The 16,257-nt window shown below is 64.2% G+C and carries 15 protein-coding genes and 1 pseudogene; 14 read left to right on the top strand and 2 right to left on the bottom strand.

The window, feature by feature from the left end; genetic code table 11:
• Window positions 1–1,354, bottom strand: a 1,354-nt coding sequence (locus G3O06_RS40760; RefSeq protein WP_205819472.1) for a collagen-like triple helix repeat-containing protein, incomplete at its 3' end; no start/stop codon positions are given.
• Between the two features lie 676 nt (window positions 1,355–2,030).
• Between G3O06_RS40760 and G3O06_RS40755 the strand changes: the two genes are divergently transcribed.
• The 14 genes from G3O06_RS40755 to G3O06_RS40690 all read left to right on the top strand — a co-directional run bounded on the left by G3O06_RS40755 (window position 2,031) and on the right by G3O06_RS40690 (window position 15,884).
• On the top strand, window positions 2,031–2,249 hold the full coding sequence (locus G3O06_RS40755) for a Flp family type IVb pilin (RefSeq protein ID WP_174912589.1): 219 nt from the start codon (window positions 2,031–2,033) through the stop codon (window positions 2,247–2,249).
• Between the two features lie 96 nt (window positions 2,250–2,345).
• On the top strand, window positions 2,346–2,846 hold the full coding sequence (locus tag G3O06_RS40750; protein WP_205819471.1) for a prepilin peptidase: 501 nt from the start codon (window positions 2,346–2,348) through the stop codon (window positions 2,844–2,846).
• Entirely contained in the window at window positions 2,843–3,289 is a 447-nt protein-coding gene (locus G3O06_RS40745; protein WP_174969212.1) for a TadE/TadG family type IV pilus assembly protein, read from the top strand. The genes G3O06_RS40750 and G3O06_RS40745 overlap by 4 nt, the downstream gene beginning before the upstream one ends.
• Before the next feature lie 67 nt (window positions 3,290–3,356).
• Window positions 3,357–4,283, top strand: coding sequence for a Flp pilus assembly protein CpaB (gene cpaB, locus G3O06_RS40740; protein WP_205819470.1), 927 nt, complete (start codon window positions 3,357–3,359; stop codon window positions 4,281–4,283).
• Between the two features lie 65 nt (window positions 4,284–4,348).
• Entirely contained in the window at window positions 4,349–5,680 is a 1,332-nt protein-coding gene (locus G3O06_RS40735; protein ID WP_174969210.1) for a type II and III secretion system protein family protein, read from the top strand.
• 60 nt (window positions 5,681–5,740) lie between these two features.
• Window positions 5,741–7,015, top strand: coding sequence for a fimbrial protein (locus G3O06_RS40730; RefSeq protein ID WP_174980066.1), 1,275 nt, complete (start codon window positions 5,741–5,743; stop codon window positions 7,013–7,015).
• Window positions 7,016–7,018: 3 nt separating this feature from the next.
• The gene (locus G3O06_RS40725; protein WP_174912576.1) at window positions 7,019–8,389 is read left to right on the top strand and encodes a CpaF family protein; all 1,371 of its coding nucleotides are present in this window, start codon (window positions 7,019–7,021) and stop codon (window positions 8,387–8,389) included.
• The gene (locus G3O06_RS40720; protein WP_174997097.1) at window positions 8,382–9,383 is read left to right on the top strand and encodes a type II secretion system F family protein; all 1,002 of its coding nucleotides are present in this window, start codon (window positions 8,382–8,384) and stop codon (window positions 9,381–9,383) included. The genes G3O06_RS40725 and G3O06_RS40720 overlap by 8 nt, the downstream gene beginning before the upstream one ends.
• 4 nt (window positions 9,384–9,387) lie before the next feature.
• Window positions 9,388–10,380, top strand: coding sequence for a type II secretion system F family protein (locus G3O06_RS40715; RefSeq protein WP_174912570.1), 993 nt, complete (start codon window positions 9,388–9,390; stop codon window positions 10,378–10,380).
• A gap of 18 nt (window positions 10,381–10,398) precedes the next feature.
• The gene (locus G3O06_RS40710) at window positions 10,399–11,241 is read left to right on the top strand and encodes a pilus assembly protein (protein WP_174912567.1); all 843 of its coding nucleotides are present in this window, start codon (window positions 10,399–10,401) and stop codon (window positions 11,239–11,241) included.
• Between the two features lie 20 nt (window positions 11,242–11,261).
• Window positions 11,262–11,591, top strand: a complete 330-nt coding sequence (locus tag G3O06_RS40705) for a DUF3613 domain-containing protein (protein ID WP_174912563.1) — start codon at window positions 11,262–11,264, stop codon at window positions 11,589–11,591.
• Window positions 11,592–11,594: 3 nt separating this feature from the next.
• The gene (locus G3O06_RS40700; protein ID WP_346779587.1) at window positions 11,595–13,628 is read left to right on the top strand and encodes a pilus assembly protein TadG-related protein; all 2,034 of its coding nucleotides are present in this window, start codon (window positions 11,595–11,597) and stop codon (window positions 13,626–13,628) included.
• Window positions 13,629–13,736: 108 nt separating this feature from the next.
• Complete coding sequence (locus G3O06_RS40695) at window positions 13,737–15,128, top strand: sigma-54 dependent transcriptional regulator (RefSeq protein ID WP_174969203.1); 1,392 nt, start codon at window positions 13,737–13,739, stop codon at window positions 15,126–15,128.
• 54 nt (window positions 15,129–15,182) lie between these two features.
• A complete protein-coding gene (locus G3O06_RS40690; RefSeq protein ID WP_174912554.1) occupies window positions 15,183–15,884 on the top strand; it encodes a DUF2968 domain-containing protein in 702 nt (233 codons plus the stop codon).
• Between the two features lie 77 nt (window positions 15,885–15,961).
• Here G3O06_RS40690 and G3O06_RS40685 read toward each other — a convergent pair.
• A pseudogene (locus tag G3O06_RS40685) lies at window positions 15,962–16,257 on the bottom strand (RNA chaperone Hfq); the annotation flags it as partial.

The following is a 16,257-nucleotide window of genomic DNA, read 5'->3' as shown; positions in this document are numbered from 1 at the left end:
CGCCGCTGCCACCTGCTGCGCCGCCGAGTGCGCCGGTGACCGTGGAGACGAGGCTCGTGACGGGGGCGAGCGGGCCGCTGCCGCCGCCAGCTGCGCCGCCGAGTGCGCCCGTCACCGTTGAGACGAGGCCCGTGACCGGAGCGAGCGGGCCGCTGCCGCCGCCTGCTGCACCACCGAGTGCGCCGGTGACTGTGGAGACGAGGCCCGTGACCGGAGCGAGCGGGCCGCTGCCGCCACCCGTTGCGCCGCCGAGTGCGCCCGTGACCGTCGAGACGAGGCCGGTGAGCGGTGCGAGCGGGTTGGTCACGCCGCCGGTGCCGCCCGTGAGCAGGCCGCCGACGGCCTTCACGGTGTTGCCCGTCGACGAGACCGTGTTGCCAAGGCCGGTCGTGACGGGGTTGCCGCCAGCCGACGCGAGCAGGGCGCCGGCCTGGTTCAGGCCGTTGCCGACCGTGCCGAGCAGCGTGTTGACGGGCGCACCGAGGCCGGTCGCCGTGCCGATCGTTTGAGTCGTCTGGCCGACCATCGTCGTGATCGGCGTGATGGCCGAGCTGACCGTCTGCGTGACTTGCTGGATCGGGCCGGTCGACAGTGCGTTGGTGAGGGTCGTGCCGCCGTTCGAGACGGCGCCGCCGAGCGTCGACACGAGGCCGCCGACGGCGCCCGTGACCGGTGCGAGCGGCGACAGCGGCCCGCTGCCGAGGCTCGTGACGAGGTTGCCGGTCTGCGTGACTGCGCCGCCGAGCTGGTTGACCACGCCGCCCGTGCTGGCGAGCGTCGTGCCGAGCGGATCCTTCGTCGCGCCGAGCTGGCCGAGACCGTTGCCGAGGCCGTTGCCGAGTGCGGTCACCGCACCGCCGACGCTTTGCACGATGCCGCCTGCGGCTTGCGTGGTGGCCGGGTTGACGCCCGGCAGCGACTGGCTGCCGATCACGGAGCCGAGACCCGAGACGGTTCCGCCGACACCCGTGACGATGTTGCTGCTGCTTGCGAGGACAGATCCCACTGCGTTCGACGACACACCCGAGGTGCCCGAGGTACCGCTCGTGCCCGACGTACCGCTGGTGCCGGACGTGCCGCTCGTGCCCGAGGTTCCGCTGGTGCCGGACGTACCGCTCGTGCCCGAGCTTCCGCTGGTGCCGGAGGTGCCGCTCGAGCCCGAGGTTCCGCTCGAGCCGGACGTACCGCCGCCCGAAGTCGAGATCGAATCGCCGCCGCCGGAGCTCGAGCCACCGCCAAGACCCTGGCTGATGGAGCCGGAACCGCCGCACGCGGAGAGGGAAAGCATGGCTGCAACGGTGGCCGCGATCAGAGTCGTCCGGAACACGCCATGGGGGATAACCTTAATGTCCATTTTGTCCTCGCATTAAAAATGTGTTGTGAACTGCGTTGTGTTGAGTGGTGCGCGGACTACTCTGCAACTGTCGTGCCATTTCGATGGCCGACGGTTCGACAACAGGTTTTAAACGGGGCAATTCCTTGTCGGAAAAGGAAGTTATGGAAATTGAAAGATTGTTGAATCTGTTTAAGGACAGACGAATGAGAACGGTTTCGAGCGTTGCGTAACGTAACGTCACAACATTGGCGTTACGCGTGCGACGTAACGTGGGAGCCGCGCAGGCTTGGTGGACGAGGCAATTGTTTTACTGGTGGATTAGGTGTGCACATCTAACCTATCGTAAATCCTATGTGTAAGTCGTACCGAAACACCGTACAAATACGTTGTGCTACCGGTCATTTTTTTCCATCCAGGTCGTTAAAAGAGGTTGGAAGTTAAATGGGATCGGATATAGAATCCGGAGCAGATGTAAGGAAATGTACGGTTCGGTACACAACGTTCGAGGAGGTCACTATCGCGAATGTTAACTTGCATCAAATGTTGAGCCATGCCCCTCGGGGCAATCTATAAAGAAAGCGCACCTGGTTGTCGCTACAGCAGATGTGGCGAACAGAGCGGGGCAACGGCCGGATATGCGGGGACGTTTACGTATAAAAGGCCAAAGAACGTAAATACAGGCACGAGGAATAAAATGAAAGCATTGCTGATTCGCTTCCTTCGGGAAGAAAACGGGGTTACCGCGATCGAGTATGGCCTGATTGCGGGTTTGATTGCTGTCGCAATCGTTGCCGGCGTGACGAACATCGGCAGCAGTCTCGGCAACATGTTCACCAATCTTGGCACTTGCGTGTCCTCCCCTACGGCTACCAACTGTTCTGCCTCCGCGATCCGGGCAACCCCGGCGACCTAAGCTGACACTTCTTTTTCGGAAGTCGTCTTGGCGCAGTAGCGGGCGGATTGCCTCGGTAATCCGCTCGCCCTCGTATTTGCTGCGGATCGTGGCGCGATGGGACATCTTATTTTTAGCGGGGTATTTCTGACCTGGGCAGGTTTTGTCGTGGTCAGCGATATTCGTTTCCGCCGTATTTCGAACGCGCTTGTTCTGGTCGGACTGGTCAGCGGGTTCGGCGGCGCATGCGTGGCCGCGAATCCATTTGGCATTTCCATGCTTCAGTCAGTGGCCGGCATGCTGGTCGGCTTGATTGGGCTTATGCCGTTCTTCCTTCTGCGCGTGATGGGCGCAGCCGATGTAAAGATTTTTGCCGTGCTCGGCATCTGGTGTGGTGCGCATGCGCTGCTTTGGCTGTGGGTGGCCGCCAGCCTGGCTGCGGGCCTGCACGCGCTCGCGCTGATGGTGCTGTCGCGCACCTCGCTCGGGGGCTTGTGGCGACCGCGCGAGCCTGCGCTGAGACTCGGGAAATATCGGGCAACGCCCTATGCCGCATGCCTCGCGGTGCCGGCTGCCGTATGGCTGATCTATCTTGCAGCAACGGGGGGCGTGCGATGAAACGACAGAGCGCGTGGCGAGGACGTCGGCGGCAACGCGGAGCGACAGCGGTCGAGTTTGCGATCGTGTTTCCGCTGTTCTTCGTGATTTTCTACGCGATTCTGAGTTTCGGGATGATTTTTCTCATTCAGCAGAGCTTGACGATGGCGGCAAGCGAGGGCGCGCGCGCTGGATTGAGCTACGCACCTGATCTCACGACACGCGTCGCGAACGCGAAGACGACGACCCAGAACGTCCTCGGCTGGCTGAACAGTAGTCCGCCCAACGTCGTGGCGCAGCAGTGCAACTACAACGGGACGCCGACGCCGTTGCTGTACTGCCTGACGGTCACGGTGAGCTATACGCCGGACAACTGGATGACGATCATGCCGTTCCTGGGGACATTCATGACGGCACCATTGACGGGCTCGGCAGTGGTGCAAATCCCGCAGACCATGCTGTGAGCACGTCATCCACGAATCACGCGGCAAGAAGCTAACTGGATTTTTATTCCTGCATCCATTCGACAACATGGCCAACAACGTAACGAAGATCATTGCGGGGCTGCTGATTGCGATCGCAGTTTTGCTTGGAATCTATGCATGGGTGCTTGGACGCAGCGCTTCGCGTCCCGCGCCGGTCCAGCAAGTGGCGACGGCAACAGCCGTACCCGTCGTGATTGCGACGCGCACCTTGCCGGGCGGTCAGCCGATCCCGGCCGACGCACTGAAGATCCAGTCGACTGTGCTCGTACCGGTGGGCGCGTTCAGTGATCCCGTTCCGCTTGTCGGCCGCGTGCCGGTTCGGGAGATCCCGGCCGCGGCGCCGGTCGTTGCGGATGCGCTGGTATCGGGGCTTGCCGAGGACGTACAACCCGGCGAGCGCGCGGTTGCGGTTCGCGTCGACGAATCGAATGCAGTCGGCAACCGGCTGCGGCCCGGCAACTATGTCGACGTGTTCCTGAATCTGAAACGTGAAGGCGGCGGCACGATGCTTGACGGCGAGGTCTCGCAGTCGCAGGCGCGTCTCCTGTTGTCGAAGGTCCGTGTGCTGTCGTTCGGTGATGCGACGTCGGATCGCGACAGCGGGAACAACAACGGCGGCAACGGGCAACCGGCCGGCGTCCGCATCGCGGTGCTCGCGGTACCGACCGCGCAGGTCGATGCGCTGACGCTCGGCGAAGCGAGCGGCCGGCTGACGTTCGCCTTGCGCAACCCGCGTGACGACGAGCTTGCGATACAGACGGTGGCGGTACGTACGGACAACAAGCTGTCGCCGTCGGCACTGGCTGCGGCGGGTGTTTCGTTGCAACAACTGTCCGGTACGCCGAGAACGCCGGTGGCCAATGTGAACGTGCCGCCGTTACCGCCGCGTTTGCTGCCGGTGGTGCGGCCGAGCGGGGGAGGCAGCAACATCGAAGTGATCCGTGGCGGCCGGTCGGAAACGGTTGCCTATTGAAAGACATCGACGGCGATCGATATCAGCGACGACAAGTAAAAGGCCGCGCGACGGTCTACCAAACGATGAAAAAAACACTGATTGCATTCGCGATTGCCATCTTCACCGTGACTTTCGCATCGTTCGCGATTGCGAGCGGCACGATCGAGCTTGCGGTCGGCGCGCAAAGACAGATCTCGGCGAGCCGCACGCTGCAGCGTGTCGCGGTCGGCGATCCTGCGATAGCTGACGTGCTGATCATGAAGGGGAACCGCTCGGGATCGGTGCTGCTTACCGCGAAGGCGCCCGGCGCGACGAACGTCATGCTGTGGGAGCGCGGTCACGACGAGCCGACGGTCTGGAACGTCGAAGTCGTCGACGCGGCCGCGCAAGCGGTGCTCGACGGCTCGACGCCGCGCGTGAATGCATACGGCGGGACGGCGGTATTGCAAGGCTCGTCGGCGTCGCTCGAGGCGCATGCGCGTGCGGCCGCGGTCGGCAAGAACATGAGCGGGAAAGGGGCCGTGATCGACCGCTCGACGGTTCCCGGCAAGAGCGTCGTGCAGGTCGACGTGCGGGTCGTCGAATTCAGCCGTTCGGTGCTCAAGCAGGTCGGGTTCAATTTCTTCAAGCAAAGCAACGGTTTTTCGTTCGGATCGTTTTCGCCGGGGGGCGTGCAGTCTTATAGCGGAGGGGCAGGCCCAGGTACCGCGGGTTACGTTCCGACGCTCGGATCGCCGGTCGCGTCGGCGTTCAACCTGGTCGTGAACGCCGCCGGGCGCGGCATTTTTGCTGATCTGTCACTGCTCGAGGCGAACAACCTCGCTCGCGTGCTGGCGGAGCCGACGCTGGTCGCGCTGTCCGGGCAGAGCGCGAGCTTTCTCGCGGGCGGCGAGATTCCGGTGCCGTCACCGCAAGGGCTCGGCTCGACCGCGATCCAGTGGAAGCAATATGGTGTCGGGCTCTCGCTGATGCCGACGGTCCTGAGCCCGAACCGGATCGCGTTGAAGGTCGCCCCCGAGTCGAGCCAGCTCGACTTCGTGAACAGCGTGACGATCAGCGGCGTTGCAGTGCCCGGCATCACGACGCGCCGCGCGGACACGACCGTCGAGCTCGGCGATGGCGAAAGCTTCGTGATCGGCGGCCTGATCGATCGGCAGACGATGTCGAACGTGAGCAAGGTGCCGCTGCTGGGCGATCTGCCGATTATCGGTACGTTCTTCAAGAATCTGAACTATCAGCAGAACGACAAGGAACTGCTGATCATCGTGACACCTCACCTTGTCGCGCCGATCGCCAAGGGGGCCGTGCTGCCCGCGTCGCCCGGCGAGTTGTCCGAGCAGCACGATGGACCGGTCTGGAAATCGTATCTGGGCGGAGCTGCGTCGCCGGACGCCGCTCCGGGGTTTTCAAAATGAGTGGGATGTCTCGCGGATTGCGACGCGTCGCCACGCTTTGTGTAGTCGGGGGTGTTCGACATGAACGCGCGAATCCAGTCATTGTGTGAACCCGCCGTGACCGACTATTTCGTTTGCGCGTCACCGCACGAGGCGCATGTCCGCTGGCTGGCCGATACGCTCGTATCGGCCGGTGCGGTCGAGGCTGCGTCGCTCGAGCCGGGCGTGCTTGCTCAGCGCATCACGGGGCTCAATCCGGCGCTCGTGTTCATCGATTTTTCTGACGGCAGCGCGGCTGCGAGCGTGGCCGCCGCGGCGGTACGTGCATCGCATCCGGGGCTGCCGATCATCGCACTCGGCTCGCTCGCACAGCCGGAGAGCACGCTCGCCGCATTGCGTGCCGGCGTGCGCGATTTCATCGACGTGTCGGCCGCGGCGGAAGAGGCGTTGCGCACGACGCGCGGGCTGCTGGCAAACGTCGGCGAGCCGGCAAGCCGTCACGGCAAGCTCGTCGCATTGCTGGGCGCGCGCGCCGGCATGGGCGTGAGTACGCTCGCGGCGAATCTCGCCGTGTGGTTGCAGAAGCGCGCAGTGAGCCCGGGGGCAACCGGCGAGCCGAATGGCGGCACGCCGGCCGGTCGCCAGACCGCGCTCGTCGATCTGGGGTTGCCGGCAGGCGACGGTGCGCTGTTCCTGAATACCCGCTGCGAATTCCATTTCATCGACGCGGTCCACAACCTGCGCCGCATCGACCGAACCTTCGTGAATACCGCACTGACCCGGCATGAGAGCGGTGTTGCATTGACGACGCTGCCGGCCGATCTCGGCGGGCTGCGTGATGTCTCGTATGCGTCGTGCGCCGGCGTGCTGAACCGGTTTCGCGCATTTTTCGATCAGCAGATCGTCGATCTCGGTGGTTTTTCGAACCGAGAGTTCGTCGCCCAGATTACGATGTCGGCCGATGAAGCGTGGCTCGTCTGCGACCAGGGCGTCGCGTCGATCGTGTCCGCGGCCGATCTGCTCACCGGGCTGCGCGACGCGGGTGTCGACACCGATCGTGTACGGCTCGTCGTCAACCAGTACGATCCCGCACTCGACCTGACGCCTGCACAGATCGCCGAGCGTCTCGGTCTTGCGCTGGTGGGTACGTTGCCGTCGCGCCGCGTCGCGATCGGCCATGCGGCAAACCAGGGCCGGCTCATCGTCGACATGACGGAGCGCGACCCGTACGTGCGCGCGCTCGAGTCGCTCGCCGCGCGGCTGCCAGGCGTGTCGGTCAGACCGGCCGCCGCACGACCGGCATCCGGCCTTTCCGCGCTGAAGCGCTTCATTCAACCCTCGTCCAAGCGGTCGTAAGCGATGGCACACGACATTCAATTCGCCGACGGCGCAGCGCCGTTCTCCCAGACGCAGCAATTTCACGACATCAAGAATGCCGCGCACGAGCACTTGCTGACGCGTATCGAAGAACTGGGCGCCGAGTTCGGCCGTTGGTCCCGACAGGCGATCAACCAGTTCGTCGATCTCGAGATCGACAGCTTCGTACGCCTGCGCCGCATCCCGCTCAACGAAAACGAGGTGCGTGCGATCGCCGAGGCGCTGACGAAGGAGCTCGCGGGCTTCGGGCCGATCGAGGACCTGCTGGCGGACCCGGCGGTCGAGGACATCCTGATCAACGGCTACAACGACGTGTACGTGTCGCGTCACGGGATCCTCGCGAAGCTGCCGGTGCGCTTTACCGACAACGCGCACCTGCTGCGGATCGTGCGCCGGATCCTCGCACCGATCGGCCGCCGTCTCGACGAGTCGAACCCGATGGTCGACGCGCGGCTGCCCGACGGTGGCCGCGTGAACGTCGTGATCGAGCCGCTATCGATCGACGGCCCGGTCGTATCGATCCGGAAATTCCGCAAGGATCCGCTGAAGCCGTCCGATCTGCTCGGCAACGGGACGTTCAACGAAGAGATCAACACGCTGCTCCAGGCGGCAGTCGAGGCGCGCTGCAACATTCTCGTGTCGGGCGGCACGAGTTCCGGCAAGACGTCGCTGCTCAACGCGCTCGCGTTCCACATTCCGGAGATCGAGCGTGTCGTGACGATCGAGGATACGGCGGAGCTGTCGCTGAATCACCCGCACGTCGTGCGTCTCGAGAGCCGGCCGGGCGGTTTCGACGGCAACGGCGTCGTATCGATTCGCGACCTGCTGCGCAATACGCTGAGGATGCGCCCGGACCGGATCATCGTCGGCGAAGTGCGCGGCGGTGAAGTGCTGGAAATGCTGCAGGCGATGAACACGGGCCATGACGGCTCGATGGGCACCGTGCATGCGAGCTCACCGCGAGAGTGCCTGTACCGTCTCGAGATGCTTGCGGGTTTCGCGGGCTTTCAGGGCACCGAGTCGAGCCTGCGCCGGCAGATCGCGAATGCGATCGACTTCATCGTGCAGATCGGTCGCCTGTCGAACGGGCGGCGGCGGATCCTGTCGATCACGGAAGTCACCGGTCTGTCCGACAACATCATCGCGACGCAGGAACTTTACCGTTACGAAGCACGCGTGACGCCGGAGGGCGAGGAAGTCGACCACTGGGAGACGCTGGGCATTCATCCGCATTCACCGAAGCTCGCGCGCTTCCGTCAGACACTGACGAGCGGCGGGTTCGGCGACGGCGGGTTTGGCGGCGGGTTCGGTGGCGGTGGGTTCGGCCGCGGCGGCGGGGGCTTCAATGTATAGCGGGATGGTGTGGGCGCTGGCCTTCGCGATGCTGTGCGTCGCGGCCGCGATGATGCTGTGGCGTCACGCGGAAACCCGGCGCGTACGAACCGACGCCAAGCGCTTCATCGACAGCCGGCTCGAACCCGGAGTACGTGCCGGTGTCGCCGCGCAGGCAGCACGGCCGCCGGTGGCAGGTGCCGCGCGCGCGGTGCCGATGCAGCCGGGCGCGGCACGGAACGCATCGTCCGACGCATTCTGGGCACATTGGTATGCGACGGCATCCGAATATCTGTCGAACCTCGCGAGTCGTGCAGGGATAGACGACGCGCGCGGCAAGGCCTTCATCGCGCTTGCAGTGCTTGTCGTGGTTGCATTCGTCGCGGGCAGTCACGGCGGCATGCTCGCGTGTTTCGCAGCGCTCATTTGCGGAAGCGCGATACTCGGCGTCTGGCTCGCGTCACGGATTCAGCGGCGGCGGTTGAAGATCGTCCGGCAGATCCCGTCGTTCCTCGACGGGATCGTGCGTCTCGTCACGCTGGGCAACAGCGTGCCGGCTGCCTTCCAGGCAGCACTCCTGACGACCGAGGAGCCGCTGCGCGGCTGCCTCGACGTCGTATCGCGGATGCTGCGCGGCGGTATCGAGATCGATCGCGCGATGATGCACATCGCGAAGATTTACCGGACAGAAGAGTTTGAACTCGTCGGCTCGGTGCTGCGCTTGTCGGTCAAATACGGTGGTCGCGCGGACGTGATGCTCGAGCGGATGTCGGTGTTCATGCGCGATCTCGAGCAGGCCGAGCGTGAATTGACGGCGATGTCGTCGGAGACGCGGCTGTCGGCGTTCGTCCTCGTCATGCTGCCGATCGCGATCGGCAGTTTTGTCGTGATGACAAACCCGAGGTATCTGTACGGGATGTGGGGCGATCCGAGCGGTCGGTCGCTGCTCACGATCGCATTCCTGGCGCAAGTGGCCGGCAGCATATGGCTGTACCGAATGGCTCGGCTCAGGTGAGGCTATGACAGCAACTCAAATCGGAGCGATTGCGCTGGCAGTGGGTGCGCTTGGGGTGCTGCTGTTAGGCATGGTCGCCGTGTTGCGTGCGCATGCGGCGGGGCGTGCCGAACGTGCGCTGGTCGATGCGCTGGATCGGCGCATGGCGGCACTCGAGGCAGCGAAAGCACGGACCGCGCCGAACGGCGATGCGCCTGCGAAACCCGATGTGCGCGGCGGGCAACGCGTCCAGCGTTTGCTGGACCGGTTGTCGGCGGCGGGCATGCGCTGGCTGGATACGGGATTCGGCAAATACGCTGTCGCGGAAGAGGATCGCCGCCTGCTCGAGCAAGCCGGATATGTCGACGCGCGCACGCGCGGGTTGTTTCTGAGCGCGCGGGTCGCGTGCGGGATCGCGCTGCCGCTGCTGTTCGTGATCTTCGCGAGCGGGCGCGCGAAAGGCAGTATCTGGATGGTCGGCATGTTCGTCGCCTTCGGGCTCGGCTTCATGCTGCCGAAACTCTATGTGCAGCGCCGTGCGGCGTCGCGGCGGCAGAGCGTCGTCGACGAACTGCCGCTGCTCGTCGACATGTTGCGCTTGCTGCAAGGTGTCGGGCTGTCGCTCGACCAGAGCCTGCAGGTCGTGACGAACGATTTTCGCGGGATGCTGCCGGTGCTGTCTTCGGAGGTGGGAATCGCGCAGCGTCAGTTCGCTGCGGGACGTACGCGCGAGCAGTCGCTGCAACGGCTGTCCGGCGGATTCGACAACGAGGATTTGCGCGCGATCGTGCGATTGATGATCCAGGTCGACAAGCATGGCGGTGCGGTGCAGGAGCCGCTCAAGCAGTTCGGCGATCGTTTGCGCGAGACACGCCGCGCGATGCTGCGCGAACGTATCGGCAGATTGACCGTGAAGATGACGGGCGTCATGGTGCTGACGCTGTTGCCTGCATTGCTGATCGTGACGGCCGGGCCGGGCATGCTGGCGGTGATGCGCGCATTGGCGTCGCAGCATTGAAGGACGGAAGGACAGACCATGAAGCGAATCGGCGAAACAGTGACGCGGGCAGGCATGTTGGCGGCGGTGCTGCTGCTTGGCGCATGCGCCACCAAGGAAAGCGGGTATGGCGTCGGTGCGCAGACCGAGCGTGCGGCGCTGATGCAGGCAGCAGATCAGAAGCAGTCCGTACCGGATACGCCGGGGATGTACCTGGGCCTGATTCAGCGCATGCAAACGCAAGGGCTCTATTACGCTTCGCTCGCGCACATCGACGCGTACGACAAGACATACGGCGTCATGCCGGAATCCGTCCTGCTGCGCGCGGATGCGCTGCGGATGACCGATCAGCCGGCCGCGAGCGCGGCCGCGTATAACCAGTTGCTGAAGACGCCGCTCGCTGCGCGCGGCTATCGCGGGCTGGGGTTGCTGGCGGGCGCCGCGGGGGATTTCGACCGTGCGGTGCAGGCATTGACGCAGGCGTCGGAGCTTGCGCCGACGGATCCGTCGCTGCTTTCAGACCTTGCATACGCGAAGTTGCGCAGCGGCGACGTCGTCGGCTCACGGGTGCCGCTGATGAAGGCGGCCGAACTCGATCAGCGCAATCCGAAGATCGTCAGCAACCTCGCGCTGTATCTGTTTGCGGCAGGACGTGCGCAGGATGCGCAACGGTTGATGAACCAGCAGCATCTGTCGGCCGATATTCGCAAGGACATCAACAGCGATGCCGCGAAGATCGCTGCGGCCGTGCGCGCCCAGCAGCGTGCAGTCGCGACACCGCCGGTGGTATCGCGACGCGGCACGGCAACGCCGATCACGCCGATGGCGAACAACGTCGGCTACGACCAGACAGTGCCGCTGTTGCAACGGTTTGCACAATGAATGGATATCCGGGGAGCAACATGAACGAGAACAAACATAATCGAAGCGTACGCATCGGCTGGATCGCGACGCTGGGTGCGATCGCCTGCATCGTCACGAGCTCCGGCGCGGCCTATGGTCAGCAGACCGTGGCACCGGGCGCGTCAGACGTTGGCCGTTCGACCAAGGACTGGCTCGCGATGCAGCGCGACAATCGCGCGGCGGCGCCGGCGCAACCGGTGTTCGGCGATGTCGCATCGCTTGCCTACCAGCGCTATCTTGATTCGTTCAAGAACAAGATCCCGGATTCGATAAGTTCGCAACTCGGTGCAATGGGTGGCATGTCGGGCGGCGGGCAGGGCGCGCAATAAGAGATGACCATGCGCGCAGATCAATCGCACGCGGCGCGGCGGGGTGGCGCTGGCGGCCCGCGGAGAAGTCGCCAGCGGGGGAGCGTCGCGGTCATGGCGACGATCTGGGCATTGGTTGCGATTATCGTGCTGGGTGCGATCGACGTTGGCCATTTCTATGCTGAAAGACGTCGAATGCAAGCGGCGGCCGATTTGGCCGCGCTGTCAGCGGTGTCGCAAATTACCACCGACTCGACTTGTCAGGCAGCTAAGACCGCTGCCGGTCAAATCGCCAACCCATCGAAGAACCCGTTGCCGACAGGTTCGAGCGTGTCCGTGTCTTGCGGCATCTGGACCGCGCCTCAGGGCAGCGGCAGCGCGCAGTTCACCTGGATGTCGGGAGACCCGATCAGCGGTGGCCAATGCGCCGGTCTGTCGGCCGGAACAGTCAATGGTCAATCGACCAATGCCGTCTGTGTCACGGTGTCCGAGCCGGTCGACGGGATATTTCGCGGCGGCGTCACGATCGGTGGATCCGCCATCGCCAAGAGCGTGCCGACCGATACCTTTACGCTGACCACGTCGCTGGCGACATTGAACGGCGGGTTGGCCAATCAGTTGCTCAAGGTGCTGACGGGGTCTCCGAATGCGCTGAGCCTGCAGGTTCTCGACTACCAGGGGCTGGCGCAAGTCAACCTGAAACTGGCCGGCATTCTCGCCAATCTGCCGGTCGGCACGACCACGGGTGTATTGAACGGTACCGTGACGCTCGGGCAACTGGCCAACGCCGCAGTGCAGGCGGCGACGCAGCAGAATCTGGTCGGGGTGAACCTGAACGTCCTGAACGCGATTGTCGCTGCGCTCTGTTCCGGCAGCGTCTGCGGCGGTCCGCAGATCGCGCTCGGCCAGCTGGTTTCCGCTGCTACCGCTACGGGAACCTCCGCCGTCGACGCCAGCGTCAATGCACTCGGATTGCTGTCGACGGCATTGCAGATCGCGAACGGCACGAGTTCGGTCAGCATTCCCAGCGTCACGGTTCAGACGCCTACCTTGCTCGCGCCGCTGCTGAACGTGAACGTATCGGGTTCGGTCAAGCTCGGGGCGAATCCGCCGTCCACCGCGAGCGGTCCGCCGGGACCATCGAACTGCGCAACGTCCAATTGCACGACCAATACGTCGACCGCGCAGGGGAACATTTTCCTCAATACGTCGATATCGCTGCTGTCGACCTGTCCGACCGGCGGGCTGGTCTATCCGGGGGGCACGTGCCCGTCGGGTAGTCCCACGCCGCTTGCGGCGGTGCAACTGCCGATCACCGCTTATTTGGCACCGGCAACGGCGGGCCTGGCGTCGGTCACCTGTACGGCGGACGGCACGAAAAGCGCAACGGTGAACGTGCAGACCGGAGTGGTTGCCGTGTATCTCGGCGGCTCGGCGAATACGCCGATCAACCTCAATGCACCGAGCGGATATACACAGAACGGTAGCGCAACACCGATTACGCTGGTGTCCGTCAACCTGCAGAGCCTGCTTAACCTGTTGAACCTGGGCGGTCTGATTTCCGGGTTGTCGACGTTGGTCAAGACCTTGACGTTCGGGCTCCTCGACCTGAGCCAGATCTCGGTCAACGTCAACCTGACGCCCGGACAGTTGACCATTCCCGTTGCCAATCAAAGCGCGACACCGTTGACGTTTACCTATCCTGGTCCTGGTTCATCCGCGTCGCCGGCCCCTGCATCGCCATACATGTTGAGCACCGGCACGGATCAGCTTCTGTCACCCGCGGTTCAAAGCGCACTCAACAGTGGCCTGTCGATCCAGTTGACCGCCAACAGCGGTTTGCTCGCATTGCTGGGCGATGTCGTCACACCGGTGCTGAACGTCGTTCTCGGGCCGATTTTGTCAGCACTGGGAACTACACTCGTCCCGCTGCTGCTGCAACCGATTGATTCGCTCCTGACCTCGGTCACGGGCCTGCTCGGCCTCAGCCTCGGGAATGCCTATGTCACGAACACACCGGACTCGATCAAATGCGGCAACCCCATGCTGGTTCAATAAATGCCTGAACGATCTGTCATCAAGGCAGGCAGCGTCGCTGCCGCCTGCAACCGCTCACTGAGCCGCAATGTCGAGCCATTCGTCAATTACTGAAGCCGCACCCGAATCATGAGAACCACGCCCGCAATCGAAGAGCTCGACCTGTACGTCTGGGAAGGCAAGGCAGACATCGTCGACCGCGTCGCCCGGTGCATGGCGAGCTTCGACGTCGAAGTGATCCGTGCCGACAACGCGGAGGTTTCGGCCGAGCGCGCCGCGTTGCGGCCGTCGCTGGCGATCATCAGCGTGACGATGATCGAAACCGGCGCGGCATTCCTGCGCGACTGGCAGGCCAACATCGGCATGCCGGTCGTCTGGGTCGGCGCGGCGCGCGATCACGACGCATCGCAGTATCCGCCCGAGTATTCGCATGTCCTGCCGCTCGACTTCACGTGTGCCGAACTGCGCGGCATGATCGGCAAGCTCGTCACGCAGCTGCGTGCGCATACGGCTGAAACGTCGCATCCGGCCGCACTCGTCGCGCACTCGGAATCGATGCGGGCGCTCCTGCACGAAGTCGATACGTTCGCCGACTGCGACACCAACGTGCTGCTGCACGGCGAAACCGGCGTCGGCAAGGAGCGCATCGCGCAACTGCTGCACGACAAGCATTCGCGCTACCGGCACGGCGAATTCGTGCCGGTGAACTGCGGCGCGATTCCCGACGGCCTGTTCGAATCGCTGTTCTTCGGTCATGCGAAGGGATCGTTCACGGGCGCGGTTGTTGCGCATAAAGGCTATTTCGAGCAGGCGGGCGGCGGCACGCTGTTCCTCGACGAAGTCGGCGATCTGCCGCTGTACCAGCAGGTCAAGCTGCTGCGCGTGCTCGAGGATGGCGCGGTGCTGCGTGTCGGCGCGACGACGCCGGTCAAGGTCGATTTCCGCCTGGTCGCGGCGAGCAACAAGAAGCTGCCGCAGCTCGTGAAGGACGGCCTGTTCCGTGCCGATCTCTACTACCGGCTCGCGGTGATCGAGCTGAGCATTCCGTCGCTGGAAGAGCGTGGCGCCGTCGACAAGATCGCGTTGTTCAAGTCGTTCGTCGAGCAGGTCGTCGGCGAGGACCGGCTCGCTCAGTTGTCCGATCTGCCGTACTGGCTGACGGATTCGGTCGCGGACAGCTATTTCCCCGGCAACGTGCGCGAACTGCGCAACCTCGCCGAGCGTGTCGGCGTAACGGTGCGGCAGACGGGCGGGTGGGATGCCGCGCGGTTGCAGCGACTGATCGCGCACGCGCGCAATTCGGCACAGCCGGTACCGGCGGAGAGCGCGGCCGAGGTCTTCGTCGATCGCAGCAAGTGGGACATGAACGAGCGCAACCGCGTCATTGCGGCGCTCGACGCAAACGGCTGGCGGCGTCAGGACACGGCGCAGCAGCTCGGCATCAGCCGCAAAGTGTTGTGGGAAAAAATGCGCAAATATCAGATCTTCGACGAGGAGCCCGAGACCCGCGAAAGTGAGTAATTAATGAGATAAAATCGCGCTGAATTACAACGACTCGGGCGGGAATAGAACTTCATGAGCCATATGACGGGGTTGGGAAGGGCGTGCGTATTGTTCGCCCTGGCGGGAGGCATGCAGGGCGCATACGCGCAAAGTCTGGCAGACAGCGGTTCGCCGGCAGTACAGCAGGCGTCGGCGCCGGTGGCCGCGATTCCGGTGATCGATTCGCAGACGTCGGTGCAGCCGCAGGCGGGCGAGTCGACGGGGCCGAGCACGGTCGACGACTTGCAGCGCCAGATCCAGGCGCACACGCTGACCGAAATGCGCACGAGCTACAACGGCAGCTACGGCGCGAGCCTGCTGTTCAACGTAAAGGACGGTGCGTACTTCGTCGCGCTGTTCCAGCAGAAGGCGTTCTGGCGCGTGATCAAGACTTACGATGAAACGCGTGCGGAAGCGATCTATCGCGATTTCTCGCGCCAGGCGGAGCGGCTGGCCGTGAACGAACTGCGGGCGGCGAAGCTGGAATCGCAGAAGACGCAAATGGACAAGCAGATCGAAGTCACGCAGAATCGCGCGCGGCGTCTGCAGGCCGATATCTCGATCGCACACCAGCAGCAGGCGGCAGTCGCGGATCGCCAGAAGAGTGTACGCAACGAGACGGCCGCATTGCAGGCGCAGCAGGCGGAGCTTCAGTCGCAACTGCGTGCGTTGCAGCAGCAGGTGCGGTCGTTGCAGCGCGAGGCCGATGCAGGCCTGCCGGCGACGGCACACTGAACCCGGCGGCGGTGCGGCGACATGCCGCGCCGGCTGCACAAGTAAAAAGGGCAAGCCGGTTGGCTTGCCCTTTTGCTTTACTGGCCGTCCGGCACGATTCGCCGGCGGCGCGTCACGATCACTGGCCCGTTGCCGCCGCGGGAATCCGACGGCGATGCGTTGCCGGATGCGTCGCCGGCGTCGCGCGGCGCGCTGTAGCTTTCGCGCGGTTCACGGGGTTCGCGCGGGGCGCCGTAGCCTTCGCGCGGCTCACGCGAGCCGTAACCCTCGCGCGGTTCGCGCGAGCCATAGCCTTCACGCGGCTCGCGGGAGCCGTAGCCGCCGTCGCCGCGCGATTCGCGCGGGCCGCCGTGCGAGCCGTACGGGCTGTGAA

Source organism: Burkholderia sp. Ac-20345 (genome assembly GCF_017104825.1).
In the GTDB taxonomy this organism is placed as follows: domain Bacteria; phylum Pseudomonadota; class Gammaproteobacteria; order Burkholderiales; family Burkholderiaceae; genus Burkholderia; species Burkholderia lata_B.
This window is presented reverse-complemented; position numbering and strand designations above follow the sequence as displayed.